Source organism: Salipaludibacillus sp. CF4.18, from assembly GCF_051262595.1.
Classification (GTDB): Bacteria; Bacillota; Bacilli; order Bacillales; family Salisediminibacteriaceae; genus Salipaludibacillus; species Salipaludibacillus neizhouensis.
In genome coordinates, this window is the sequence record NZ_JBIMEV010000022.1 from 1 (window position 1) to 25630 (window position 25630).

The 25630-nt window shown below is 40.6% G+C and carries 25 protein-coding genes; 11 read left to right on the top strand and 14 right to left on the bottom strand.

Annotation, left to right across the window (positions count from 1 at the left end):
- On the bottom strand, positions 1-872 hold an 872-nt coding region (gene speB / locus ACHABW_RS13900), incomplete at its 3' end, for an agmatinase (protein ID WP_435755858.1).
- Between the two features lie 14 nt (positions 873-886).
- Complete coding sequence (gene speE / locus ACHABW_RS13905; RefSeq protein ID WP_435755859.1) at positions 887-1714, bottom strand: spermidine synthase; 828 nt, start codon at positions 1712-1714, stop codon at positions 887-889.
- A gap of 511 nt (positions 1715-2225) precedes the next feature.
- On the opposite strand from speE, the gene ACHABW_RS13910 reads away from it, so the two are divergent.
- Both ACHABW_RS13910 and ACHABW_RS13915 read left to right on the top strand, forming a co-directional pair.
- On the top strand, positions 2226-3089 hold the full coding sequence (locus ACHABW_RS13910) for an STAS domain-containing protein (RefSeq protein ID WP_435755860.1): 864 nt from the start codon (positions 2226-2228) through the stop codon (positions 3087-3089).
- Between the two features lie 242 nt (positions 3090-3331).
- Positions 3332-5434 (top strand): transglycosylase domain-containing protein, encoded by a 2103-nt coding sequence (locus tag ACHABW_RS13915; protein ID WP_435755861.1) that lies wholly within the window; start codon positions 3332-3334, stop codon positions 5432-5434.
- A 121-nt stretch (positions 5435-5555) separates the two neighbouring features.
- Here ACHABW_RS13915 and ACHABW_RS13920 read toward each other — a convergent pair whose 3' ends face one another.
- Positions 5556-5678: a hypothetical protein gene (locus tag ACHABW_RS13920; protein WP_435755862.1), complete on the bottom strand. Its 123-nt coding sequence runs from the start codon at positions 5676-5678 to the stop codon at positions 5556-5558.
- Between the two features lie 618 nt (positions 5679-6296).
- Complete coding sequence (locus ACHABW_RS13925; RefSeq protein WP_110938822.1) at positions 6297-6833, bottom strand: YwhD family protein; 537 nt, start codon at positions 6831-6833, stop codon at positions 6297-6299.
- 205 nt (positions 6834-7038) lie between these two features.
- Here ACHABW_RS13925 and ACHABW_RS13930 point away from each other — a divergent pair, with 205 nt between their 5' ends.
- Complete coding sequence (locus ACHABW_RS13930) at positions 7039-7227, top strand: 2-hydroxymuconate tautomerase (protein ID WP_435755957.1); 189 nt, start codon at positions 7039-7041, stop codon at positions 7225-7227.
- 40 nt (positions 7228-7267) lie between these two features.
- Here ACHABW_RS13930 and ACHABW_RS13935 read toward each other — a convergent pair whose 3' ends face one another.
- From ACHABW_RS13935 to ACHABW_RS13945, 3 genes are all read right to left on the bottom strand, one after another.
- Entirely contained in the window at positions 7268-7789 is a 522-nt protein-coding gene (locus ACHABW_RS13935; protein WP_435755863.1) for a YwgA family protein, read from the bottom strand.
- A 2-nt stretch (positions 7790-7791) separates the two neighbouring features.
- Positions 7792-9096 (bottom strand): HD domain-containing protein, encoded by a 1305-nt coding sequence (locus tag ACHABW_RS13940; RefSeq protein ID WP_435755864.1) that lies wholly within the window; start codon positions 9094-9096, stop codon positions 7792-7794.
- 221 nt (positions 9097-9317) lie between these two features.
- Positions 9318-9539 (bottom strand): DUF1450 domain-containing protein, encoded by a 222-nt coding sequence (locus tag ACHABW_RS13945; protein ID WP_435755865.1) that lies wholly within the window; start codon positions 9537-9539, stop codon positions 9318-9320.
- Positions 9540-9688: 149 nt separating this feature from the next.
- On the opposite strand from ACHABW_RS13945, the gene ACHABW_RS13950 reads away from it, so the two are divergent.
- Entirely contained in the window at positions 9689-10525 is an 837-nt protein-coding gene (locus ACHABW_RS13950) for a lipoate--protein ligase family protein (RefSeq protein WP_435755866.1), read from the top strand.
- A gap of 216 nt (positions 10526-10741) precedes the next feature.
- On the opposite strand, the gene ACHABW_RS13955 is transcribed toward ACHABW_RS13950, so the two are convergent.
- Positions 10742-11602, bottom strand: coding sequence for a Ku protein (locus ACHABW_RS13955; RefSeq protein ID WP_435755867.1), 861 nt, complete (start codon positions 11600-11602; stop codon positions 10742-10744).
- A 237-nt stretch (positions 11603-11839) separates the two neighbouring features.
- Between ACHABW_RS13955 and ACHABW_RS13960 the strand changes: the two genes are divergently transcribed.
- Entirely contained in the window at positions 11840-13660 is a 1821-nt protein-coding gene (locus tag ACHABW_RS13960; RefSeq protein WP_435755959.1) for a DNA ligase D, read from the top strand.
- Positions 13661-13870: 210 nt separating this feature from the next.
- On the opposite strand, the gene pta is transcribed toward ACHABW_RS13960, so the two are convergent.
- On the bottom strand, positions 13871-14836 hold the full coding sequence (gene pta / locus ACHABW_RS13965) for a phosphate acetyltransferase (RefSeq protein ID WP_435755961.1): 966 nt from the start codon (positions 14834-14836) through the stop codon (positions 13871-13873).
- 350 nt (positions 14837-15186) lie between these two features.
- On the opposite strand from pta, the gene ACHABW_RS13970 reads away from it, so the two are divergent.
- From ACHABW_RS13970 to gerQ, 6 genes are all read left to right on the top strand, one after another.
- The gene (locus ACHABW_RS13970; RefSeq protein WP_435755868.1) at positions 15187-17115 is read left to right on the top strand and encodes an FAD-dependent oxidoreductase; all 1929 of its coding nucleotides are present in this window, start codon (positions 15187-15189) and stop codon (positions 17113-17115) included.
- A 92-nt stretch (positions 17116-17207) separates the two neighbouring features.
- A complete protein-coding gene (locus ACHABW_RS13975) occupies positions 17208-18044 on the top strand; it encodes an enoyl-CoA hydratase/isomerase family protein (protein ID WP_435755869.1) in 837 nt (278 codons plus the stop codon).
- Between the two features lie 188 nt (positions 18045-18232).
- A complete protein-coding gene (locus ACHABW_RS13980) occupies positions 18233-19357 on the top strand; it encodes an RNA-guided endonuclease InsQ/TnpB family protein (protein ID WP_435755870.1) in 1125 nt (374 codons plus the stop codon).
- Between the two features lie 224 nt (positions 19358-19581).
- Complete coding sequence (gene hemQ / locus ACHABW_RS13985; protein WP_435755872.1) at positions 19582-20325, top strand: hydrogen peroxide-dependent heme synthase; 744 nt, start codon at positions 19582-19584, stop codon at positions 20323-20325.
- A gap of 214 nt (positions 20326-20539) precedes the next feature.
- On the top strand, positions 20540-20971 hold the full coding sequence (locus ACHABW_RS13990) for a cell wall hydrolase (protein WP_435755874.1): 432 nt from the start codon (positions 20540-20542) through the stop codon (positions 20969-20971).
- A gap of 80 nt (positions 20972-21051) precedes the next feature.
- A complete protein-coding gene (gerQ, locus tag ACHABW_RS13995; RefSeq protein ID WP_435755876.1) occupies positions 21052-21531 on the top strand; it encodes a spore coat protein GerQ in 480 nt (159 codons plus the stop codon).
- Between the two features lie 96 nt (positions 21532-21627).
- On the opposite strand, the gene ACHABW_RS14000 is transcribed toward gerQ, so the two are convergent.
- From ACHABW_RS14000 to ACHABW_RS14020, 5 genes are all read right to left on the bottom strand, one after another.
- Complete coding sequence (locus ACHABW_RS14000) at positions 21628-21999, bottom strand: DUF423 domain-containing protein (RefSeq protein ID WP_183040947.1); 372 nt, start codon at positions 21997-21999, stop codon at positions 21628-21630.
- A gap of 146 nt (positions 22000-22145) precedes the next feature.
- Complete coding sequence (locus ACHABW_RS14005) at positions 22146-22460, bottom strand: YwdI family protein (RefSeq protein WP_110938282.1); 315 nt, start codon at positions 22458-22460, stop codon at positions 22146-22148.
- Between the two features lie 216 nt (positions 22461-22676).
- Positions 22677-23366 carry an NAD-dependent epimerase/dehydratase family protein gene (locus ACHABW_RS14010; RefSeq protein WP_435755879.1) on the bottom strand — a complete coding sequence of 230 codons (690 nt, stop codon included), beginning with the start codon at positions 23364-23366 and terminating at the stop codon, positions 22677-22679.
- A 102-nt stretch (positions 23367-23468) separates the two neighbouring features.
- Positions 23469-25133: an ATP-binding protein gene (locus tag ACHABW_RS14015; RefSeq protein WP_435755881.1), complete on the bottom strand. Its 1665-nt coding sequence runs from the start codon at positions 25131-25133 to the stop codon at positions 23469-23471.
- 2 nt (positions 25134-25135) lie between these two features.
- A complete protein-coding gene (locus tag ACHABW_RS14020; RefSeq protein WP_435755883.1) occupies positions 25136-25618 on the bottom strand; it encodes a cache domain-containing protein in 483 nt (160 codons plus the stop codon).
- Positions 25619-25630: the final 12 nt, after the last annotated feature.

Genomic DNA, 25630 nt, shown 5'->3' on the forward strand with positions numbered 1-25630 from the left:
TATTTTACAAATCCCAGCAGCATCTCACGAATGAACTTACTTGCAGCTATCGCTGTCTGTTCGGAGGGATCATATGCAGGTACTACCTCGACGAGATCACACCCGACAACCTTTATTTCTGAACCAGCAATCGCATGAATCGCTTCTAATAACTCCTTAGAAGATATTCCACCTGCTTCTGCCGTGCCTGTTCCAGGAGCAAATGCAGGATCTAGTACATCGATATCGATGGTGACATAAACAGGCCTGCCTGCTAATTCCGGTAACATCTTTTTTAATGGTTCTGCCACGTCAAATTTACTCATATGCATTCCTGATTCTTTTGCATATTGAAACTCTTCGCGCATGCCTGATCGTATTCCGAACGAGTATACATTTTTAGGACCGATCAGCTCACATGCTTTACGAATCGGTGTCGAGTGCGAAAGAACTTCTCCCTCGTATTCCTCTCGCAGATCAGCATGAGCATCTATATGTATGACCGCTAAATCAGCATACTTTTTAAACATCGATCGAATCACCGGCCATGAAACAAGATGCTCCCCACCAAGACCAACAGGGAATTTTCCGTCTTTTAGCAGCTGCTCTGTATACGTTTCAATCATCTCGATACTTTTTCCGGCATTACCGAATGGTAAAAGCATATCTCCAGCATCGTGTACGTTTAAATCTTCCAAGTGTCTGTCCAAATAAACACTGTACTCTTCTAAACCAATCGACGCTTCCCTTATTCGGTTTGGTCCGAAGCGTGAGCCTGGACGGAAACTAACCGTATAATCCATTGGCATGCCGAATATGACGATATCACCATCGTTATAGGATTTATCGGCCATAATATACTTTCTTCCTGAATACCCCTCATCAAAAAACATGGGCAATACCTCCTTTATTTCAGTAAATCCGAGACAAACTTAGGCAGCGCAAAAGCAGCGAAGTGAATCTCATTCGTGTAATACTTCGTTTTTATATCATGGAAACGATTCGCTTTGACTTTCAATGGATCGTGTTTTTTAGACCCAATTGTAAATGTCCATAATCCACTTGGATATGTTGGGATATTCGCCGTGTAAAGTCGAGTAATTGGAAAGGTTTCACTTACATCTCGGTATGCATTCTGAATGATCTCCTGGTGAAACCAAGGGTTATCGGTTTGTGCGACAAGAATACCGTCTTTTTTCAATGCTTTGGAGATTCCTTCGTAAAAACCCTTTGAAAACAAGTTTACAGCAGGTCCCACCGGCTCTGTGGAATCAACCATAATGACGTCGTACTCGTTCTCACTTTCGGCAATATGCATGAAGCCATCTGCCACTTTGACTTCTACACGAGGGTCATCGAGACTGCCGGCAATTGAAGGTAAATACTGCTTCGAATACTCAATTACTTTCCCATCGATATCTACTAATGTTGCTTTTTTTACTTCCGGATGCTTTAAAATCTCGCGGATCACTCCGCCGTCTCCCCCGCCAACTACGAGAACATCCTTTGGGTTCGGATGCGTGTGGAGTGGCACATGTGCAATCATTTCATGGTATACGAACTCATCTTTTTCCGTTGTCATGACCATGCCGTCAAGTAAAAGCATGTTTCCGAATTCCTCGGTTTCTACCATATCCAGCTGTTGAAAATCTGTCTTTTCACTCACATACGTTTGCTTAACCTTTGCTGTAATACCAAAGTTCTCTGTCTGTTTTTCTGTAAACCATATTCCCATTTACTTTCACCTCATTATATTGTTAGCTCTGTTAGTTTCGTTTTTATAGTGGTCTGACGCTGAAAGTCTATTGACTACCGCTTTCGGTCGTATAAGGTACCGTTTTGAAAAAATGTACGTTAACAGAGATTTATGGCCTTGACTATTTCATTGATTTTGCAGGAAACGATACTCATTCACATTGTTCAGGTTCTTATTATACGCTCTTAAATGATCTGCATTATGGTCCTGTTCACTTTCACTTTTAAAAGATAAGAATTTTAAAATTGGCGGCTATGCCGTTTTTCTTATATGCTATCCTTCACTAAAGTCATGTATAATAGTATTGATTCAAAAAATTGATCACTTTCCTAATTAAAAACCAACAGAAAAAGTATACTGCATGAGGTCAAAAATAGAAACTACTTTATCACGTATTTGTGCTTGTTTAAAAGAATCAGTGCCAATTTTTATCTCAAAGCTTTCTAAAGTGCTTCAAATAACATATAAAAAAAGATTAGAAGAGGTGACTATGAGAAATTATAATATTACTAATCCTGCCGTTTTAGATGAGCTCGAAAAAATTAGTGTAGAAATAAATGCTAAACGAGAAGAGATTGTTCACTCTATTGCTCTTTTGGCGAATGAAAAAGAAAATTACGATGTTCACGGAATTGTAACGGATGAGGAGCTTTTCAATATAAGACTTGAGTTTGTAGACCTTGCTGTCAAAACTTTTTATGGTGTAGAGAGCAAACTTTTGCTTGAAGAGTGGGCAAATAAACTGGGCGAATATGCGATTGTCCGAGGCGCAACCTTGCCTGCTATACTCCCCGTTACCAATCAGTATCGAAGAGTTATTTGGGAGCTGATTGAAAAAATGTCTGAAGAAAATGGCCTATTGCCTGAAACTATCTTCAAATCCTCTCTCATCTTAAATGGTATCGTAGACCGAGCGGCTAATACCTTTTCCGTCGCTTTTGTTAAACATCACGAGAAAAAAATTAATGAAACAAATGATTTCATCAAAGAAATGTCTGCCCCGATCGTTCCAATTTCCAAAGGAATTGCTGTCCTTCCTTTAGTCGGTCATTTGGATGAAGAGCGTTCTGCAGTGTTAATGGACACAACCGTAAATCAAATCGTTGATCATCAACTAGATGTTATCTTTATCGATCTTTCCGGTGTTTCTGTCATTGATACTTACGTTGCCAGAAGGTTATCTGACGTTATGAAGTTATTAAAAATCCTGGGGATTACCCCTATCCTAAGTGGTCTTCGCCCGGAGATGTCACAAACTATCGTTTCTTTAGGAATTGATCTTAAAGCTTTTAAAGTAGTTAGTAATCTTAAACAAGCGTTAATTGACTACGGAGTATGTAAAGACATCCGCTAATTTCGCGGATTCATACTCCAATACTTTTCTAAGCCCCCTTGGGATCAAGGGGGTTTTTTTTTATGTCTTAACAACGAGAAATTAATTCCGCCTAAGCTCGTGTATAAGTCACCCCTTTTTTAGGAAAACTATGGAAAAGGGGTCAGACCCCCCATATTTTGGAATTTATAATAACTTTCTGACATACATATTCCATTTTGGAAATAAATGGGGGTCTGACCCCGAAAAGGAGGTGGGCGGCGATGGAATTGGCCACGAGGAAATCATATATGAAACGAAGACGTTTGATTCGTAAGTTTGTTTGGGGTTGCGTTTTATCCGTGTTTGGCGGTTTTATGGCGTTGAGTGCTCTTGTCATCTATGCCTATCAGATGGAGGCACCTTCTTTAAGTGTTCCGGAAACGACCGTCGTTTACGATGCAAATGGCGCAACGATCGGAGAATATCATAAAGGTGAGCAGCGGTACTGGGTACCTATAGACCATATGTCCGAGTCTATTGTAGAAGCGACACTCGCGATCGAGGACAGACGTTTTTACGATCATTATGGCTTTGATCCTATCCGAATTACCCGAGCAGTTATTGCTAACTTGCAAACCGGAACGAAGGGGCAAGGGGCAAGTACAATTACGCAGCAATATGCGCGAAACTTATTTTTGACACATGATAAAACATGGATGCGTAAATGGCAAGAGGCGCTGTATGCATTGCGGCTTGAACTTCATTATTCGAAAAAAGAAATATTGGAAGGTTATTTAAATACGATTTATTACGGCCATGGTGCCTACGGTGTAGAGGCGGCATCCCTGCTTTACTTCCAAAAAAACGCAGAGAATCTCAGCTATAGTGAGGCCGCTCTTCTTGCCGGGATACCAAAAGGACCAAGTGTCTATTCCCCATATTTAAATGAGGATATGTCGATTGAACGCCAGCATGTCGTCCTAAACGCCATGGATGATGCGGAATATATCTCAGACTCACAAGCCACTAAGTTTGAAAACGAAGTAATTTCTTTTTCTAAAGACATGGAAATCCACGGCAATCGTATCGCACCCTATTTTCAAGATGCTGTGCGAATGTGGCTTATAGAAGATCTCGGAATGGAAGAATCAATGATTGACGGTGGTGGGCTAGATATTTATACGACCCTTGATTCCTCAATGCAGGAGAAAGCTGATGCTATTGTCGCAGAAGAAATGGCTCCCGACCATGCTTTGGAAACAGCCTTTGTAGCAATGGATCCACGGACAGGTAAAGTCAAGGCGCTTGTGGGCGGGAAAAATTATAAGGAAAGCTCTTTTAATCGGGCGACACAAGCTCGACGACATCCGGGTTCAGCAATGAAACCTTTTCTTTATTATGCTGCACTCGAACATGGTTTGAGTCCTAATTCCATGCTAAAAAGTGAAGAAACAACCTTTGTTTTTGATGAAGGGCGCGAGGAGTATTCTCCTAGTAACTTTAATCATTCGTACGCAAATGATTATATTACAATGCTTCAGGCATTAGCTATTTCTGATAATATTTATGCGATGAAAACTCACTTTTTGTTAGGTTTCGAAGATTTAATTCATACTGCAAAGAGGTTCGGAATAGAAAGCCCTTTGAAGCCAGCTCCTTCGTTAGCACTTGGTTCCGTTGACCTTGGCGTGCTGGAAATTACGAAAAGTTACAGTCCTTTGGCAAATGGAGGGTACGTGGTCAATCCTCAATTTGTTGAAAAAGTGATCGACCGAGATGAAAATGTGCTTTATGAAGCCAATGAAGAACCCGTTCTGGAATTAAATCCTGCCTACACGGCAGTGATGACGAATATGATGGAAGGGATGTTCGAACCCGAGCTAAGTACTAGCTATGGTGCAGTAACAGGAGGAAGCATTTCTGAAAGCTTTGATCGACCTGTAGCCGGAAAAAGTGGTTCTACTGATAAGGATAGCTGGATGATTGGATATGCACCACAGTTGTTAACCGGGGTATGGGTTGGATATGACGAGGCAATTCCATTAGAATCAGGAGATGCCAAACACTCCAAACAAATTTGGGCAAAATTTATGAAAGAATCGCTTGATGGAGAATTAAAATTAACCTTTCCAATTCCCGAAAACGTCGTGGAAGTGGAGATCAATCCATTTAATGGGCTGTTAGCAAACGAACATTGTCCATTAACAAGAAAAACATTGTTCTTTCATGGAACGGAACCAACAGAATATTGTCAGGCACCTGAGCAAGGATTAGACGAAACGGAACTGGAAGAAACTGATGACAAAATGGATGAAGAATACAAAAAAGACGAAGAAGAGAAAAAAGAAAAATGGCTCGATCGAATTTTTGATTGGTCGAGTTGATGAATAAAAATATAAAAACAGACGAAGTGGGAATTGGGGTCCCTCCTCGTCTGCTTTTTTGTCTTAGCACTTCTGTGGGTGCGTGGCTTAAGTTTACAAAATAGTGGAAGCGGTAGCAATCTTATTTCGAATTGTTCACATTTTGTTCACAAATAACCCTGTCTATCGTATCCATTCCGTTTAAATAATTCCCTCTAGTAACTTGTTTTTTCAATTGGTAATTTAAGTTTAGATACGAAGCCAAAACGGCGACTCCCGGGAAAAACAACATCCGTAGACAGATGATTCAAGCACCTTTGTTCGAAACAAACAACAATCCCTAAGAAAAACTGCATTGGAATATTTTTCATTTAATTAGTTGCTTTTGTTATCACAGAAGGTTGTTTGGAAGAATTCCCGCTCGCTTTCCGTGGATGACCCGCGAGCCTCCTCGAGCAAACGAACGCTCTGCGGGGTCTCACTTGGATCATTCTTCCACAGGAGTCTCGCAGATTCTTCCAAACAACAATTTTTTAGAAAGGCAGTTTACGTAACTGTTATTGTTTCTGAAAAAGATCAAAGTAGCGAAGGCGGCGACTCCAGCGGGAAAAGCAATAGCTGAAGACCCCGCAGGGACGAACTTTCCCGAGGAGGCTGAAGCATTGCCCACGGAAAGCGTCCGCCTAGAGCGGATTCGAGCACCTCTATTCAAAGTAAAACATCCCGTTATTGTCTCTGATAAGCAGTTTGAAAGAGTCTTACCCGTAAAAAAAACAAGGCCACAACACAGAATCTGTGTTGTAGACCTTGTTTTAAAATTCCCTATACTTGAAATAACACTATTCCTACTATATAAAATTTCGTTTTAAACGTTCGTTTACTATTAAGAGCTAGTCAAATCCTCATTAAGTTGAGCATCTGCCCGCTCCCACATGCCTTCATCAAACGTCTGTAAAAAGTCTTTTAAAATAGCTTTTCCTTTATCATCCATTTGTGAGACGACAATTTTTCGTTTCAACGATTTATCCATGTTATTTACATGCTCCGGCATGCTTTTATAGCCTCGGCGAATTTCCCGGTCAACAATCATTTCACAAGCAGTTACACCAACATATGCCGGTCCACCTTCCATAGGTTCTACGGTCACCCACACAAGCCAGAACAAGTTTCCATTAGGGACTGCTTCTTTTTCTTTTAAAAACTTGATTCTTTTTTCTACTGCGCTCCGGGCGTGTAATGCTCCCATATCAACAAATGCTTCTCCGCCTTCAACATCCACAAACACAGGAGTAATATTATTTAAGTTCAACGTCCCAACACCATAGCCGCCATGGCCATCGGTCGAATCGCCACTTAGAATATTAAAACTGGTAGACATCTTTTTTATCTTCTCATTTTTCTCTTTATCCTTTTCATTCATCAATAATCCCTCGCCTTCAATCATTCATTGATACCTATTTCTAGTCTATCATACAACGTTTTTCCCATGTTTCAAAAGCAATGCGCATTCTGAGCACTCTGAGAAAAACGCGTAGCGTCTTTTATTAAAAGATTCAAACCGTCCTTCTAGAATGTTATCCTTTAGTGGGCTATACTAATCATCTAAAGAGAAAAGGAGAGATCAAATTATGCCAATCGTAACCGTTCAAATGTTAGAAGGTCGTACGGACGATCAGAAACGTGACCTTGTAGAACAAGTGACAGAAGCTGTGACGAATACTACAAAGGCACCTAAAGAAAAAATATCCGTAGTTATCGAAGAAATGTCTCCAGCAAACTATGGCGTCGCAGGCAAACGAGCAAGCGATCAATAAACCTTACCAGTAGCACCTGACCAAAGCCAGTTCGCAGGTGCTACACTCTATTCAACACCGCAACAGTATTATTCCTTAGTCTTCCTATGTATGCATAGGCTTTATCCACATCTTCCTGTGTATAATTCAGCTTTGCTTTCCATTTTGAAACCTTAGCTGTTACTTCCTCTCGAGACAACTCCTCGAAATAAAGCACTGTCGATACAAGCTCGAGAAACCGAATAGAATAACCATTCATCTCTTGAAGAATTTCCGTTTCTTCGGGAAACCCCTCCGCCATAACCGAAAGAAATTCCCGCCCTTTATCCGACAGCTCATAGCGGTAATGCTGATATCCAGCCTGTTGCTCTTTCACTTCCGTTACGAATTCTAATTCACACATTTCCTCCACGCGAAGCGTAAGCTCTTCAGAATACGGACCATACATGTGGAACTGATATTTCTCATAAAAAGGGAAATCCATCTTTTTTGCTATATAAACGATCTTCTGCAGTTTCTTTCGTCCTTCAATTTCACCAGTTTGATTGATTAAAGCCATAATTTTGGCATGTTCTTGTAACAAAGCTACCCCTCCTGATTTACCAGCAAAGCCATAATTCGTTGTTTCTCCTCGGGAAATTCCGTTTGATCCATTAACAAATCCTTAGGATAATACAGCTTATGATCCGTCCGCTTTTTACCCGAAATCGATTCAACAAGATCCGATTCACGCGATAGTTCCCGCAGCTTTCCATCCGGCATTAATAAATGAATCGGCACCCGCTCGTCCTTCTCCCCTGCCCGATAAAAATCGTACGGCAAATCCGAGGATGAATCGATGACCAAATAATAATCCGGGTCAAGCCTGATTTTCTGATAAAGAGCCCGTAACTCTTGCCAAATGACCATTTGCTTACTAGGATCACATTCCACATATTTAAATAAATTCCGGTGCATGAAACGACTGCACAAATCCTTAAGAATGGAGTCTTCCTCTTCTTCCCATTCCTGAAAATAAAATAAAATGACCGATTCATCCATTTTCAAATAATCCCTTAATGTAACCTTTCCATTGAACATCGATAAAAAATGATGTGGCGTCAGTTTAAAAGCATAATCCTGAGCTAACAGCTCTTTCGCCCGATGCAGGATCTTACTCAAAATAACCTCCGCACTTCTCGTCACTGGATGAAAATACACCTGCCAGTACATCTGATAGCGACTCATGATGTAATCCTCTACAGCATGCATTCCGCTATGCTTAAATACCGCCTGGTCCTCATCCGCTCTCATTACCCGAAGAATTCGCTCCATATCAAACTGACCATAACTCACTCCCGTGTAAAACGCATCACGCAGCAAATAATCCATACGATCCGCATCAATCTGACTCGAAATAAGACTGACTAGCAGCTTATTATCATACGTTTTCGCAATCACATCCGCCACCTTTAACGGAAAATCATCCCCCATTCTTCGCAGCACGCTATTAATTTCCGTGTCACCCAGGATAATTTCGCGCGTCCACTTTTCATGATCCATATGAAAAATCTTCTCGAAAGAATGGGAAAATGGACCATGGCCAACATCATGCAGCAACGCCGATGATAAACAAACCAACCGCTCATCCGCATCCCACTTCCCCTTTTTCTCCAGATTTTCAACCATCCTGCGCATAATCTCATACACACCAAGCGAATGATTAAAACGTGTGTGCTCAGCACCATGAAAAGTCACATACGTCGTTCCCAGCTGACGAATCCTCCGCAGCCGTTGGAATTCCTTCGTACCAATCAAGTCCCAAATCAACTCATCCCTCACATGAATATAACGGTGAACCGGATCCTTAAAAACCTTTTCTTCCTCAAGTTCTCCATCAGGTCTTCTCATATTATTTCGTTCCCCCCTCCGTAAAGACTGTTTATGTATTAAATACGTTGCTTCAATTATACGTTACAGTGCTTGGAAAAATAAGGTTTAATTGTTTTAGTTCCTAAATCTTTTTGCCTTGCAAGGCTCATTCCGTTTATGTTTTTCTCATTTGTCTGCTGTTTTTCCCGTCCGCTGCCGCAAGTTTTTCTCCTTGCACATTCATTAAAATAAGCCAAACATTACTTCATTCGTTTTTTCACTTTTTCCAGCAATAGATCCTCATCGATGGCTGCTACTGGACGATCGTTGACAAAAGTGAAGACTTTTTTTCTCCCAGGGCCGCAATAGGATTGGCAACCTATCTCGATTTCCGCATCTGGATCTAGTTTTTTGAGCTTCGGAACTAATGTTTTAATGTTTGTGGCATCACAATCATCACAAATTAAAAATTTATTTGCCAAATTCTCCACGTCCTTTGAATACTACTATTATCCTTAAATCATTTTACAGTCTCTATTGAACCGATTGCAACGGCTATAGCGATAAATTATGTGAAGAAAATGTGATATAATTTTTCCATATGCGTTTAGCTTGTAGAGGAGTTTAGGAAATGGAAAATATTCAACCGTTACTTACCCGAAAAAACTGGCTTGTTCTCGATCAATCGGTCTCTGGTCTTGCAATGAATCCGATGTATTCTTTTGCCATGGATGATACATTGTGCCGCCGGATTTCAGAAATGCCCGAGACAGGAATTGCTCGGACGTGGGTGCACAATAAAACGATCGTGTTAGGGATTCAGGACAGTAGACTACCTTTTATCAATGAAGGAATTACTTTTTTAAAAAACCAAGGATACGAAGTCATTGTTCGTAATTCCGGCGGGCTGGCTGTTGTTCTTGATCCTGAGGTGTTTAATTTATCCTTGATTTTTAAAGAGGACCGAGAGCTTACCATAAATCGCGGATATGATCTAATGGTGGCATTTACCCGCGCGTTACTCTATGAAGTTGCTGATGAAATTTTGGATGGGGAAATTAAAGAATCCTACTGTCCCGGGAGGTATGATTTAAGTATCGGAGGACGGAAATTCGCTGGTATTTCTCAACGGCGTTTACGTGGAGGTGTTGCGGTACAAATTTATCTTGCGGTTAGTGGAAGTGGTTTTGATCGGGCAGCTCTAATTCGAGAGTTTTATGATCGAAGTGTGCAAGATACAACGACCAATTTTGACTATCCAAAAATTGAACCCGCTAAAATGGCTTCTCTTGAGGAGTTATCCAGTGCTCAGTATTCGATTGAATCGATCACCCATCGAATGCTGCTGCAACTAAAAGACTTAAGTTCCCACTTGGCTATGTACGAGCTTGATGAAAAAGGCTGGCAATTGTATGAAGAAAATATTGCGCGAATGTTAAAACGAAATGAAAAGCTTGCGGAGGACTAACGAAAGCTTCTGCTCATAGTTAGGGGTGTCTCAAAGGCTAAATAACCTTTTGAGACACCCCTGTTTTTTTAAGAAATAATGTATGACAGCTATCTTTACGCCACGCGTGTCAAGGGAATCCACCTCCATTCGAGTAGCACCTACACACACTTCGTAGGTGCTACTCGGGCGACGGAAGCTGGCTGTATTTAACAAAAGACGGCTCTGCCGCTTTTCTTAAGATACTCCCTTACTTTTTCCGGTTTTTGGCTTAGGCGTTGCAGGAGCCCTTTTCTTCGCGGTTGTCTTACCTGGTTTCTTCTTCGTTCTATCTACTGAAGCCTGAAGTGCTGACATTAAATCGGTAACATTTGATTTAGCTGCCGGCTTTTTTGCATCGGTTGTTTCGACAGTGTCTTTCCCGGCACGTTTCTCTTCAATTAATTCCAGTAAAGCAGAACGATACTCATCATGATACTTATCTGCTTCAAACGGAGTCGTTAATTGTTTGATCAGCATAAGTGCCGTATCTAATTCTTTTTTACTGACGTTCTGATCATCTGGAAGCTGTAATTCTCCCGTTCCTCTTACTTCATCCGGGAAGTGAATTGTCTCCATAAGAAGGGTATTTTCATAAACACGGACAACGGCAAGTTGTTCTTTTGAACGAATGATGATTTTAGCTACACCAATTTTCCCCGAGTCTTTCAGCGCTTCTCTTAACAAGGCATAGGCCTTGCCTCCACCATCGTTCGGCGCAAGAAAATAGCTTTTTTCAAAATATATAGGGTCGATTTCCTCAAGCTTTACAAAATCAATAATTTCCACGGACTTATCATCGTTTTCTTTCTTCAGCTTTTCTAAATCTTCGTCATCCAAGACGACAAATTTATTTTTTTCATACTCATACGCCTTCACGATATCATCATTTGTTATTTCCTTTTCACAGCCAGGACAAACTTTTTCATATGAAATTGGCGTGTGACACTCTTTATGAAGCTGTCTCAATTTTAGATCTTTATTTTCTGTTGCTGCGTGGAGTTTTACCGGTATACTCACTAATCCGAAGCTGATGCTTCCTTTCCACATTGTATGCATGTACATTCACCTGCTTTTTATATTTTTATGCTGGTTTTTAACAAGCTGTTATTTACTTCCCACAGAGATGCTGGAATTGACAAATTCGAATTTCACGATCCGCTTTCACGACCAGCTTTGATGTTCAAAGTGGTTACGCTTTTCTCATTAACTTGCAGGTTTTTGCTGTTTTTTATGCATGGTTGCTTGGGAAATTGTTAAAAATAATCATGCTAAAGGAGGTCTTTCGTGAAACCAATGTTATTAACACCTGTCGAGGAGTTTCCTGAAACATCAGGGTGGATTTATGAAGCGAAGTATGATGGATTTCGATGTTTACTGCATTGGCGTGAAAAAACACCTGAATTATCTAGCCGTAATGGTAAAAACTTAAATGCTAATTTTCCTGAGATCATTCAGTTTTGTGAAAAGATGTATGAAGAAGTGAAGCCCTTCCTCCCTCTTTCGCTCGATGGCGAAATTGTATTTCTCCTTAATCCATGGCGCAGCAAATTCTCCGAGGTGCAGCGCCGTGGCCGGATGAAAAGTAAAGATGTCATTTCAAATCATGCCACTTCTTTTCCCTGCAAATATATTGCGTTTGACCTCTTAACGTTAAAGGGGGAATCTCTTAGGAATAAAACGTTGCCATCCCGAAAAAAGCAGATGTCTTCTTTTTTCAAGAAACTTCATCTCCCTCTCAAGGTTGATGCGCAGGATTCTCACAGTTTGCAAGCAATCGAAGTTTTTCAAAACTGGGAAGAATTGTGGCATAATATTGTCGTCTATCATGGCGAAGGTGCTATCGCAAAAAGAAAAACGAGTACGTGGGAAAGTGGAAAACGGACAACTCAGTGGCTGAAAAAAAAGCATTGGCGGATGATTACAGTGGCGCTGTCCACTTATAATCCTAAAAACGGATACTTTGATGGCGGCGTTTATGACGGTAAAAAGTTTCTGGTCATTGTCCAGTTCAAACACGGTTTGGCTGAGGAAGAGGAGAAAACATTACGTACTTTATTTCAAAAAAACGGGGTGAAACAATCAGACGGAAGTTTCCACATTCCCCCATCTGTATGTGCAGATATTGCTTGCATTGATTTTGATGGAAAGCATCTTCGTGAGCCAAGATTCCACTCCTTTCAATTTGAAGTAGACCCTTCCTCGTGTTCGTGGAAACAAATGGAGAAACAGCTTTTCGAGCTTCCGGAAACGGTTCCGATTACTAGTCCAGACAAACCTGTCTGGCCTGAGCAGGGTATCCACAAAGACGACTATTTATTGTATTTACAACACATGTCACCATACCTTTTACCATTTTTAAAGGATCGTCTTTTAACCGTTATACGATACCCTCATGGTGCTGATGGAGAGCTTTTTTATCAAAAGAATTCTCCTGATTATGCGCCTGATTTTGTCCAAACTGAAACGAAGGACGAGATTGATTATATTATTTGTAACGAATTAGAAACACTGTTATGGCTCGGCAACCAGCTAGCGTTGGAATTTCATACGCCGTTTGAAACGATCCGTACTAGTTATCCGACTGAGATTGTCCTAGATTTGGATCCGCCTTCTATGAAGGAATTTTCCTTGGCTGTTGAAGCAGCAGTGAGGATGAAAGCGATATTCGATGAGTTTCAGCTTGAATCTTTCGTAAAAACCTCAGGCAGGAAAGGGCTCCAGCTTTACATTCCATTACCCGAAAATGTATTCAGCTATGAAGACACACGAATATTTACCTCGTTCGTCTGCAAATTTTTATGTGAGCAGGAACCTGATTGGTTTACGATCGAGCGAATGAAAAAGAACCGCGGCAATAGACTGTACTTGGATTACATTCAACATGATAAAGGAAAAACAATCATTACTCCTTATTCTCCGCGAGGTCATGAAGCCGGACTCATCGCTACACCCCTCTTCTGGCCTGAAGTGGATTCGGGATTAACTCCCTATTCGTTTAACCTCCCTGCAGTCATTGAGAGAGTTGCAAAGGAAGGGGATCCTTTCCGATCGATGCGCCAAGTTGATAACGAAGTAGCATTTAAGGAGGTTTTAGAAAAGTTGAGGGAGTTTTAGAAGATCGGCGAAAAACGCCTTCTCAAACTCCCTCATCCTCGCTTATACTCCCGTTTTCTTCCTGCTACTTTTGTAGGTGCTTCGCCGGTAGCAATGTTTTCTGCGACGAGTAACCCAGGAGCACCTACCACCTACAAATGACGAACGCCCACCACAAAAAGACAAATAACCCCCGCCAGCTTCTCGCCGAACGGGGGTCACTTTCTTTATTTACTCTGTCACACCTTGCATTGCTGTAATAAGTGCGAGCTTGTACACATCTTCTTCATTACAACCTCTGGAAAGGTCATTTACCGGTTGGTTTAACCCTTGCAGGATTGGACCAATTGCTTCGAACTCTCCTAATCGTTGGGCGATTTTATAGCCAATGTTGCCAGATTCCAAACTCGGGAAGATAAATGTATTTGCTTCTCCTTTAAGCGGAGAATCCGGTGCTTTTTTCATTGCAACAGATGGCACAAATGCAGCGTCGAATTGGAATTCCCCGTCAACGGTAAGATGCGGTGCTTTTTCTTGAACGATCTTGGTAGCTGCGATAACTTTTTCTGTTTCAGGACTAACAGCAGAACCTTTTGTTGAAAAACTAAGCATTGCTATTTTTGGATCGATACCAAATACCTTTGCCGTTTTTGCAGCTTCGACAGCAATTTCAGCGAGGTCATTACTATCTGGAGAGATATTAATCGCACAATCACCAAATATATAACGCTGATCTCCTTTAACCATGACGAATACTCCAGACGTCTTTTTCACGCCTTCTTTTGTTTTAATAATTTGAAGTGCCGGACGGACCGTATCGCCCGTTGAGTGAGCAGCGCCACTAACTAACCCAAGTGCTTTACCCACGTAAACAAGCATTGTTCCGAAATAATTTGGAGTTTTCAAGATTTTTTCTGCCTCTTCTTTTGTAGCTTTGCCTTTTCTACGTTTCACAAATGCTTCCACAAGTTCATCAAATTCGTACGTTTCAGGGTCAATGACAGTAAGTGTGTCTGCTTCAAGATTCAGACTTGCAGCTTTCGAGAAAATTTCTTTCTTATTTCCAATCAGAATTGGCTTCAAAATTCCTTCCGCTTGCAACCGAACCGTCGCCTTTAATATTCTCTCATCTGTTCCCTCGGGAAAAACAATTGCCGGATTCTTGTCTTTTACTTCCTCTGCTATTCCTTTAAACATATCGCTCACAGGAAAACCTCCTTTAATACTCTCTACCTTTTAGCATACTCTTTCTTTAGGTAAAAATAAATTATTCATGCGCTTCAAATTAAAGTTCTAATTTTCCAAAAAGTGTAATCGTTTCCTTCAATCATAAGGAAAATGATCCGTCTTAAAAAGGAACTTTTATTACTATACCCTTCCTTCTCCAATCTTAAAAATCCTGATTGTTTCAAATCGATACTTCCTTCTCATTGCAATCTTCTCCCTTTTTTCAGTATAATGAATGAATAGTCACTCATTTTATTCAAACGTAATAAAAGGAAAGAATCAACTATTTCTTTACCTTGTCAAAATCTAAGGGGGATTTTATGCATTGCGAATCGTTATTTAAGCCGATTTCTATCAATGGTTTAGCTTTGAGAAGCAGAGTTATTATGGGTTCGATGCACGTTGGAATTGAAGGTCTTGAGAATGGGATTGAAAAGCTGACTGAGTTTTACAAGCTCCGGGCTAAACATGATGTTGGTCTGATTGTCACGGGTGGTGCTGCTGTGAATGCAGAAGGCAGCGGTGGCCTTGACTTCATGACGATTTATGAAGAAGAGGATGTTCAACGATGGAAACCGTTGACGCAAGGCGTTCATGACGAAGGTGGCGCCATTGCCCTGCAATTATTTCATGCTGGCCGATATGCGTATAAAGCGAGTACTCAACTAGACCCGGTTGCCCCCTCTCCTCTTCAATCACCAATCAACCCTGATCAACCGAGGGAAATGACCGAGGAAGACATCAAACGAACGATTGAAGACTTTGCCCAAGGCGCACGCCGAGCGAAAGACGCCGGCTTTGATGCCGTGGAAATCATGGGTTCGGAAGGATATCTTATTAATCAATTCCTCTCCCCCGTTACCAATAAACGGACCGACAACTGGGGTGGCTCATTTGAAAATAGACTTCAATTTGCCTTGAAAATCACCGAAGCTGTCCGTCGCACGGTTGGACCCGACTATCCTGTTTTGTTTCGCATGTCAGGACTTGATTTAATTGAAGGAAGCACAACTGAAATGGAAACGCTTCACTTTGCAAAAAGAGTGGAGAAAGCTGGGGCAGATCTGCTCAACATCGGGATTGGCTGGCACGAATCTCGCGTACCTACTATTTCAATGAAAGTACCTCGGATGAAATTCGTACCTGTTGCTGAGAAAATTGCTCAAGAAGTCGATATTCCCGTGGTAGCAAGCAATCGAATTAATGATCCGCAGGACGCAAATGACATTCTTGAGAAAGGGACGGTTCAATTAGTGTCGATGGCCCGTCCATTTTTAGCTGATCCCGAGATTGTCACCAAAGGAAGGGAAGGTCGTTTTGACGAGGTAAATACTTGTATTGCCTGTAACCAAGCCTGTCTTGACCATGTTTTTGAAGGAAAAGCTGCGACTTGCCTCGTAAACCCAGAGGCAGGACGTGAAACGGAACTTCTCATGATTCCAGCAAAAACGAAGAAGAACATTCTTATCATTGGTGCAGGGCCGGCAGGATTAGAAACAGCACGAGTTGCGGCTGAACGCGGACATTCTGTCACTATTGTAGATGAAAAAGATCAAATTGGCGGTCAACTCAATTATTCAAAACGAATCCCAGGAAAACAGGAATTCTATGAAACATTACGTTATTACCGTGTCCAATTAAAGCTACTAGGTGTCACCGTTAAACTCGGTACACACCTTACTGGAGAAGACCCACTTATTAAGCAAGCAGATGAAATCATTCTTTCTACAGGTATTATTCCTCGTGTACCCGAAATTGATGGGGTGAATGATCCTAATATTATTTCCTACCGCCAAGTTTTTGAAGGAACTGCGAAAACTGGTAACAATGTTGTGATTATTGGTGGTGGTGGTATTGCATGCGATTTGGCGTTATTTTTAAAAGAAAAAGGGGTCTCATCGATCACACTTTTACAACGAAGCAAGTCGTTTGCAAAAGGAATTGGCAAAACAACACGGTGGGCAACGATCATGGAAATGAAGCAAAATGGCGTCCAAATGATTGGTGGAATCGACCATTATCACTGTATAGACGCCTATTCCGTTACGTATACGCTTGATGGCGAAAAGAAAACGCTAAAAGCAGATACCGTAGTTCTTGCTGCTGGACAGCTGACTAATAATGATTTGGTTGAGACTCTGACTCAACTAGGTAAACCGGTGCATATTATCGGTGGTGCCAAGGATGCACTTGGATTAGATGCAAAAAAAGCAATATACGACGGCGCTGTATTAGCACGAGCTTTATAAAAAAATGCTTAGCGTCTTATATTAAGAGATACACTAGAATTTATAAAATTGGCAGCTACCTTCAAACCGCACGTATCAAGGGAAACCCACCCTTGATACTTAAAACATGGCGGTGGAAGCTGACCCTACATTTAAGAAAAGACGGCTATGCCGTTTTTCTTAAACAAGGAGGAACTAATAAACAAACTACCGTCCTTTATGATGTACAAGATGGTCTGGCGACGATTACGATGAATCGGCCACACGTGAAGAATGCGATAAACACCGAGATGCATGAGGAGCTATACGAAGCCTTTTTAGCTGCCCGGAAAGATGGGGAGGTTAAAGTCATTCTCCTCACTGGTACCGATGGCTCTTTTTCTAGTGGCGCTGATCTAAAACGTATTCCTGTAAAAGAGATGGAATCCTTTGATTACGGAGCGTATTTAGAAAGTACCTATAACAAACTCGTCATGCTCATCGACAGCATAGAGAAACCAACCGTAGCTCACATGAACGGCACTGCTGTGGGGGCTGGCCTCAGTCTTGCCCTTGCCTGTGATTTCCGATTCGCCGATCCCGGTATTAAAATTGCCTTGAGTTTTCTGCATATAGGTTTAACTCCTGATGCTGGTGCTTCTTATTTCTTACCGAGAATTGTCGGGTTTGCCAAAGCTCTTGAATTAGCACTCGGTGACACAATCGATTCAGAAGAAGCCCTCCGCATTGGACTGATTCAGGACATCGGTCATCCGGAGAAATTTATTCATGTATTGACGCGTGTCCCTATGCCTGCCTACTCTTCCATGAAACAGAATATGAAAGCAGGAACAGTTTTGCCTCTAAGACAAGTGCTGGACGCTGAAGTAACCGGCCAACGTGCTGCTGGCAAATCAAAGGATCATCATCGTGCGATTCAGGCATTCTTAAGTCGTTCTGGATCAAAGTAATCTTGTAAACTAATTTAACGAACTATAGCCAGAAGTCTCCTTCCTCAAAAATTTGGTAGAATTTTAGGTGGGAGATGAATGGCTCTTTTTTTTATCTTTTTTTCAGAAAATAAAAAGCAAAAACAAAGACAAATAGACAGGGATTTGGTAAAATAAACCTACAAACACATGTTTGGAGGTGTCTTGATATGACCAAAAAGAACAAAGCATTCAAATTTCGTTTATACCCATCAATCGAACAACTTCATTTAATGAAGAAAACATTTGGTTGTGTACGATTTACGTACAACAAAATGCTAAATGATAGAATCGATACGTATGAGAGATTCAAGGATAACAAAGATATGTTGGTGAAACAAAAGCATCCAACTCCAGCTAAATACAAAACGGATTATCCGTTTCTAAAAGAAGTTGATAGTCTTTCCTTAGCGAATGCTCAAATGAACTTGGATAAAGCGTATAAATCATTCTTCAAAAAGAATACCAAGTTTCCGAAATTCAAAAGCAAGAAACATAAGCAATCCTATACGACCAATCTTGTGAATGGAAATATAGAAATTTTGGATGGTCATCTCAAGTTACCTAAATTAAAATGGGTAAAGGTAAAGCAACATAGAGACATTCCGGAAACGCATCGATTGAAGTCTGTTACCATCTCGATGACTGGTTCGGGGAAAATCTACGCTTCGATTCTAACGGAATTTGAAGAAGCAAAGAAACCCGTTGATCCTCATAACATTGTTGGACTTGATTTTTCAATGAGTGAATTGTACGTGACAAGCGATGGTGAGAAAGCCAATTACCCTCGATTTTATCGTCAATCTCTTGAAAAACTTGCGAAAGAGCAGCGAGTTTTGTCACGCCGTAAAAAGGGTTCCAATCGTTGGGACAAACAGAAACGGAAAGTGGCAAAGTTACAAGAAAAAACGGCTAATCAACGTCGTGATTTCCTCCATAAAAAGAGTTATGAGTTGGCAAATAAGTACGACGCCGTTGCTATCGAAGACCTTGATATGAAAGGCATGTCTAAGTCTCTTACATTCGGGAAAAGCGTATCTGATAACAGTTGGGGTAGGTTTACAACTTTCTTACAATACAAGTTCGAAGACCGTGGGAAGTCATTTGTCAAAATTGACAAATGGTTCCCTTCTTCGAAGATGTGTTTCGAATGTGGGGAAGTGAAAGATACGCTATTTCTCTCAGAAAGAACGTATACATGTTCATGTGGGAACGAATCTGACCGTGACGAAAATGCGGCAAAGAATATTAAAAACGAAGGAAAAAGACTCCTTTCTGAAACAAAAATAGCCTAAATAATAGATGGAACCGCTGGTACAGCGGAGATAGCTCGGTCAATTTGGGTGGCTAATAAAAGCACCTATTATTCGAGAAGCCCCCACTTCAATATTCGTTAGAATTTAAGTGGGGGGTAGTTCACGGCGTGCTGTTTGTTTTTCGAGTCGGTGCTTGTATAATAGAAGTTGTGATGAAATGAGTGACGAGTGATCATACATAATAAGAAATGGAGTGAATAAATATGGCAGAACCAGCAAAAACGTTAGATGGATGGTATTGCTTGCATGATTGTCGAAAGATGAATTGGACAGAGTGGAAAAAGCTTTCCTCTGAAAAGCGTGAATCGATCATGTCTGAATTTATGAAACTACTTGAAAAGTGGAATAAAACACAAGCAAAGTTCGAAGGAAGTCATGGACTTTATTCGATTCTTGGTCAAAAGGCTGACTTTATGATTTTTCTTTTGCGCCCAACAATGGACGAGTTAATTGAACTGGAAACTGCTTTTAACAAAACAGAATTGGCGGAATATACTGTTCCTACCTATTCCTATGTTTCTGTCGTGGAATTAAGTAATTATCTTCCTGCCGATAAGGATCCTGATCAAGACCCTGAAATTCAAGCTCGTTTGAAACCTATATTACCGAAATGGAAATATGTTTGTTTCTATCCTATGGACAAGCGTCGTCAAGGAAATGACAATTGGTACATGCTGCCGATGGAAGAACGCCAAACGATGATGAGAAGCCATGGTATGATTGGCCGAAGCTATGCTGGAAAGGTACGCCAAATCATCTCTGGATCGGTTGGGTTAGACGACTGGGAGTGGGGAGTTACTTTGTTTGCACATGATGTATTGCAATTCAAGAAACTCGTATATGAAATGCGCTTTGACGAAGTGAGCGCTCGCTACGGTGAGTTTGGTTCCTTCTATGTTGGAACCATGTTAGATGACGATAAAATTAAACAATTTTTGCATATATAAAAATTACAGCAAGTCTTTAATACGATAAGTTCGGTAACATCTTTAGTGGTACAAAAAATAAACTCTTTTAAAACCCGATTGCGGAACAATGCAATCGGGTTTTTTATGTGAAAACTCAATTGATGCTCTTTTTTAGGACTCTTTTTTTGTGTCATAACTTGGGTGTCAGCACATACAATGTCTTTAGCATGGTTGTATTAAGGAGGTGTTGAAAATGGCCGTTATTAAAACACGGGAACGTGATATTGAACTGCTTGGTCGCTTAATGCGAGCAGAGGCAGAAGGCGAAGGGGAACTTGGAATGCTCCAAGCGGGAAATACGATGGTAAACCGAGTTCGCGTTCCTTGTATGGATTTTGAGAACATTACAGACGTTACAAAAATGGTATACCAATCTCCTGGTGGGTTTGAAGCAACTCATAAAAGTTACTTTTATCAGCATGCACGAGAAAGAGATAAGCGTCTTGCTCGCAGACTGGTTCAAGGGGAACGATTCCATCCTGCTGAGTTTTCACTTTGGTTTTTCAGGCCTGAAGGTGACTGCCCTGCTGAATGGTGGGGTCAGCCTAATACCGGGAGATATAAATTGCATTGTTTTTACTCCCCTCGAGTCGAAGATTGTGAGGATGTGTACAACGTCTACTAAAGTGCGATCAGGAAAAATTGTAAGTGAAAAAATAACAAAGAGGGAGTGACGATATGTATCCACAAGGAGGTTCTCCATATATGTCAAATGGGGCTTACAATGGATATCAAGGGGGTGGCTATCAAGCTGATAAGGCTCCTACTGCCGGCCAACAACAATATCAGCAACAGCAACAACAGCCTTACCTACCAGGTGCATCGATGCCACCGCCGCCAGCTTTCGCTCAACAGCAGCAACAACCATTTTCACCTGTTATAGATGTTCCGGGTCAACTTCCTCCTGAGCAGTCCTATATCGAAAATATACTACGTTTAAATCGTGGTAAAGTCGGTACCTTTTATATGACTTTCGAAAATAACGACAGATGGAACGCAAAAATTTTCAAGGGAGTCGTTGAAGCTGCTGGTCGTGACCATATCATTTTGAGCGATCCAGAAACGGGTAAACGATACTTACTCTTAATGGTGAACTTTGATTATGCCACGTTTGATGAGGAATTAGATTACGACTATCCTTTTAACGGAGCACAACAAGGCTTGTCGGCCTATCCACCGAGGTAAGATATAACTTTTTCACTATCATTCTTAGTAGCACCTACACTAGTAGCACCTACGAATTTCGTGTAGGTGCTACTAGAAATGGTGCTATTATTTAATTTATTCCATCCATGCGGCTGCGAATAAGAGCGCCCACCCGACTAGGAATGCTAAACCTCCAAGTGGCGTAATTGCTCCGAGAATTTTAATTCCTGTTAAACTTAGGGCATAAAGACTCCCCGAAAAAAGAATGATTCCAATCAAAAATGCCCAACCCGCTCCATGGACAAGCCCTGTAGCAGACAAATACTTTGTGAGGATGGCTACTGCAATTAAAGCCACCGCATGAATCATATGGTATTGGACGCCTGTTTCAAATGTTTTAAGGTAACCTGTCGCTTCGAGTTTGTCCTTCAAGGCATGTGCACCGAATGCACCAAGTGCAACGAATAGAAATGCATTTGCACTTCCTAATAGTAAAAATAGCTTCATCATTCATTCTCCTTTTTACCACGCTTTATGCTGGATAATTTCTGTGTTTATTTCCCAAGAAAAGCATACCATATCTATTTATCGAATCGTAATTTTCATCATACTGGTCTTTAATCTTTTCAAAAGCAACCACATTTAAAAAGTCTTTAAAAATCAAACAAACTGTCACTTTCCGGGTTATCTCCTCCGTCATATACAGTGCCGCTTTTCTTAGCGGAATGACTTTCCGGTGTTTGCTGATGTTCGGTTCTCTCCCCTTTTCGGCCATGAACATCGTTTACGGTTGCATGCTGAACCTTTGGGGCCGGTGCTTCTGTTTTCGTGTCGAGAAGAAGATCACAATACGTTTTTAGCACTTGAGCATGTTCTCGATATGTATTTTCAGAGGCGTTAACGGAAACCTTTAGCTTATCCAGCTCCTCCTCCATCTTTCTAATGACTACGCTAGCAGGAATGTCCACAGACCTAGCCCCTTTCGTTTTATATTAGGTTAATTATACAACAATAATCGATAGTCAGAAAATCCTACCGGGTTTTGATGTACTAAATCATATGTATATTTCCAACGAAACTTTATAATGTTTTTTTCAAGAATAAAAGAAAAAACCGACAAGTGCCGGTTTTAAGAAAAGCTTTACTGTCTATTCTGAAATCCATAGAAAGTATCGGTTCATTCATTATTTTTTCAATACCTCTCCCAATCGGTGGATAAGATTAGATTCATAGACATGAATTCCTTTACTGTCTACTTGTGCCACTTCTACCATAACCGAGGCTACGGAGGCACCTCTTACAGGTACATACTTTTCCAGCTTCCCTTTAAAAATGAAAGAAAGAGGTTTACTAACCACTTCAGCAGCTCTTTCCCCCGGTCGATTTTCGAATCTTTCTCCTGTAAGGAGCGATGGACGGAATATATGTACCGATTGATGGTTAAGCATAAGGATCTGATCCTCCAGCGTGCCTTTAACTCGGCTGTAAAAGAAGCGTGAATTTCGGGATGCTCCCATCGAAGAAACGAGAAGTATTTTCTCTGCGCCTGCTTCCGTTGCATATTCTGCAATTCTCAGTGGATACGTATAGTCAACTTTTATAAATTGTTCTTGTGATTTTACCTTTTTCATCGTTGTCCCAATGGCAATAAAGACATCCGATACTTGGTCAAACAAATGCTTTTTTAGATCCAAGAAGTCAAAATCGATAATATGTTCCTTTACCTTGGGATGATCAGAAAATAATGATTTTGATCTAGTAAGAAGATGAATTTCTTCATACTTATTGCTTTTAATCAACTCTTTGACAATATGTCTGCCTACAAGTCCTGTAGCACCTACAACTAATGCCTGTTTCATATCCATCTCCTCCATTCTGTTACCTCCAATGTATCATGAACTGTCTGAAAAATGAAGAATACTATACGAGGGGTCTACCCGAGGGGTCAGACCCCCCATTATTTGGAAGTTGTCTTTTTATTTCATTTCCAATGGGATATAGACGGTGAATGTGGTGCCACCTTGCTCGATTGATTGAACGGTTATCGTTCCACCCATTTCCTCGATAATACGATAACTTGTCGTAAGTCCTAAGCCTGTACCCGATTCCTTTGTTGTAAAAAATGGCGTACCTAGTTTTTGGAGCGTTTCACAACTCATCCCCGAACCACTATCTTTCACTGAGACAACTATTTGTTCCCTTTGATCGTCTAGACTGGAGCGAATGATCAAGTTACCTCCATCAGGTATTGCTTGAATAGCATTATTAAAAAGATTCATGAAAACTTGCTGTAACTTGTTCCTGTCGGCAAGAGGCTCTGGTAAATCCTTTTCAAAAAATACCTCTAGCTCGATATGATTATCATTCATATCTGACTGATGCAATGTCAAACAATTATTTAACAATTTCTCTATATCAATCGTTTCAAATTTCTTGATAGAATTCGGATTTGAGAGTTCCAAAAGTTCATTCATCAGTTTATTTACTCGATCAATTTCATCCCCAACGAGTTCGTAAAACTGTTCATTTCTCGAATTATCTCGTTCATTAAACAGTTGTATAAAACCTTTTATTGTCGTAAGAGGATTTTTGATTTCATGAGCAAATCCTGCAGCCATCTCTCCAACTACTTTTAGCCTTTCAGACCGAACCAACTCAAGTTCCATTTTCCGTTTTTCCGTCAGATCATTAAATATGATAAGCATTTCATCGTGTGCCTCACTATCTGGACCCGGCAAGCTAGTTATACTCAACAAATATGTTTGCATCTCTCCAGTATCTTCAGAGATAAAATCTATTTCATACTTGTCTTTCACTTCTCCACGCTCACTTAACTGATGAATATTCCCCTTTTCAACGATGTTTCTCATAGTTGGAGATTGCTCTATAAGAATGTCCAGTTCAACCCCAATCGCTTGTTCTTTCGAAAGAAGAAATGTCATTTCACATTTTCTATTAAACAACGTTATTTTCTTGGTTTTCCGATTGATTGCTAGAACTCCACTATCTGTTGATTCCAAAACCACCGTTGATTTTTTATTCTTTTTTTCTCTTTCCTCTAACTGTTCTGTCATATGATCGAACGTTGCATTTAAATAATTGACTTCTTCATAGGCAGATACGTATTTTTGATTCTTTTTATTACCCTCTGCTAAGTTCTTCGTTGTCTCGACAAGTTGTTGAATAGGCAAAACAAGATATTGTGACAATTTATAAACGGCAAGTGTAATGACAATCAACATGATACTGAAAAACACCAAGTATTGCATGAGCAAATTTCTTAATGGGGCATAGAGCTCTTCCCCATCTACTGCTACTCCTACATACCATTCATTATTAAAACCCGAAAATGTCTCTATTCTCGAGAAAGAGTGTACTTCCCCTCCTTCCACATTGACCATTCCCCTTTGATCGATAAGATCATTAACAGTCCCTTTCGATATTCCTTCCTGCTGAAAATAATTTGCATGGAAAATTTCCTCTGTATCGGGATGAGAAATAAAATTTCCATCATTGTTTAGTAAAAATGCATAGCCACCCCACCTTGTATCTTGCTGCTGATCTGTATGTTCTTCCAGCACTTGATAAAGGGAACCTAAATCGAATATAGGTGCGAGCACACTATGTAAATTTTGGTCCATATCTAAACAGGTGATGCCATTGCAAGGGCGGGGGTGTCAATAAGTGAAGAATAATAAATATCTGAAATAACGATATTACCTTTCAGCGCCTCTTCAAACCAAGGACGTTCACTCAAGTCCTCTCCCAGCACACCTAATTCTGTTTCAACCGCTACCGTCCCATCTGTAGTTATATAAAGAGAATCAAAATATATGTTATGTATCATCAAGAATTTATACATCTGTTCCCTTATGTCCAGAGCCTCACTGTCCTGATCCATTAATACAGGATTATTGGCTAAAGTCTGTATGTCCTTCAATCGTTCCTCTAAAAACCTCGTTATCTCCACCGATAAACTTGTACTTTGAATCGCTAAAGACCGTTCAGCACTATTTGTTATTTCTTGTTTTTGAGCGTTATAACTAATTATCCCAACGATGATCATCGGAATAAAGGCTACTAGAATTAAAAATATCAGCAATTTTGACCGCAGTGTATGAAACATTTGAACTTCTCC

What these genes read in the sequence shown, in the direction of transcription:
- pta (WP_435755961.1), bottom strand. Translation starts at nt 14,836, where the DNA reads ATGTTTAAAGGAATAGCAGAGGAAGTAAAAGACAAGAATCCGGCAATT.
- ACHABW_RS13960 (WP_435755959.1), top strand. Translation starts at nt 11,840, where the DNA reads ATGTTATTAACACCTGTCGAGGAGTTTCCTGAAACATCAGGGTGGATT.
- ACHABW_RS14000 (WP_183040947.1), bottom strand. Translation starts at nt 21,999, where the DNA reads ATGAAGCTATTTTTACTATTAGGAAGTGCAAATGCATTTCTATTCGTT.
- ACHABW_RS13950 (WP_435755866.1), top strand. Translation starts at nt 9,689, where the DNA reads ATGGAAAATATTCAACCGTTACTTACCCGAAAAAACTGGCTTGTTCTC.
- ACHABW_RS13970 (WP_435755868.1), top strand. Translation starts at nt 15,187, where the DNA reads ATGCATTGCGAATCGTTATTTAAGCCGATTTCTATCAATGGTTTAGCT.
- ACHABW_RS13925 (WP_110938822.1), bottom strand. Translation starts at nt 6,833, where the DNA reads ATGAATGAAAAGGATAAAGAGAAAAATGAGAAGATAAAAAAGATGTCT.
- ACHABW_RS13910 (WP_435755860.1), top strand. Translation starts at nt 2,226, where the DNA reads ATGAGAAATTATAATATTACTAATCCTGCCGTTTTAGATGAGCTCGAA.
- ACHABW_RS13980 (WP_435755870.1), top strand. Translation starts at nt 18,233, where the DNA reads ATGACCAAAAAGAACAAAGCATTCAAATTTCGTTTATACCCATCAATC.
- ACHABW_RS13990 (WP_435755874.1), top strand. Translation starts at nt 20,540, where the DNA reads ATGGCCGTTATTAAAACACGGGAACGTGATATTGAACTGCTTGGTCGC.
- gerQ (WP_435755876.1), top strand. Translation starts at nt 21,052, where the DNA reads ATGTCAAATGGGGCTTACAATGGATATCAAGGGGGTGGCTATCAAGCT.
- ACHABW_RS14015 (WP_435755881.1), bottom strand. Translation starts at nt 25,133, where the DNA reads ATGGACCAAAATTTACATAGTGTGCTCGCACCTATATTCGATTTAGGT.
- ACHABW_RS14020 (WP_435755883.1), bottom strand. Translation starts at nt 25,618, where the DNA reads ATGTTTCATACACTGCGGTCAAAATTGCTGATATTTTTAATTCTAGTA.
- hemQ (WP_435755872.1), top strand. Translation starts at nt 19,582, where the DNA reads ATGGCAGAACCAGCAAAAACGTTAGATGGATGGTATTGCTTGCATGAT.
- ACHABW_RS13915 (WP_435755861.1), top strand. Translation starts at nt 3,332, where the DNA reads ATGGAATTGGCCACGAGGAAATCATATATGAAACGAAGACGTTTGATT.
- ACHABW_RS13955 (WP_435755867.1), bottom strand. Translation starts at nt 11,602, where the DNA reads ATGCATACAATGTGGAAAGGAAGCATCAGCTTCGGATTAGTGAGTATA.
- speE (WP_435755859.1), bottom strand. Translation starts at nt 1,714, where the DNA reads ATGGGAATATGGTTTACAGAAAAACAGACAGAGAACTTTGGTATTACA.
- ACHABW_RS14010 (WP_435755879.1), bottom strand. Translation starts at nt 23,366, where the DNA reads ATGGAGGAGATGGATATGAAACAGGCATTAGTTGTAGGTGCTACAGGA.
- ACHABW_RS13940 (WP_435755864.1), bottom strand. Translation starts at nt 9,096, where the DNA reads ATGAGAAGACCTGATGGAGAACTTGAGGAAGAAAAGGTTTTTAAGGAT.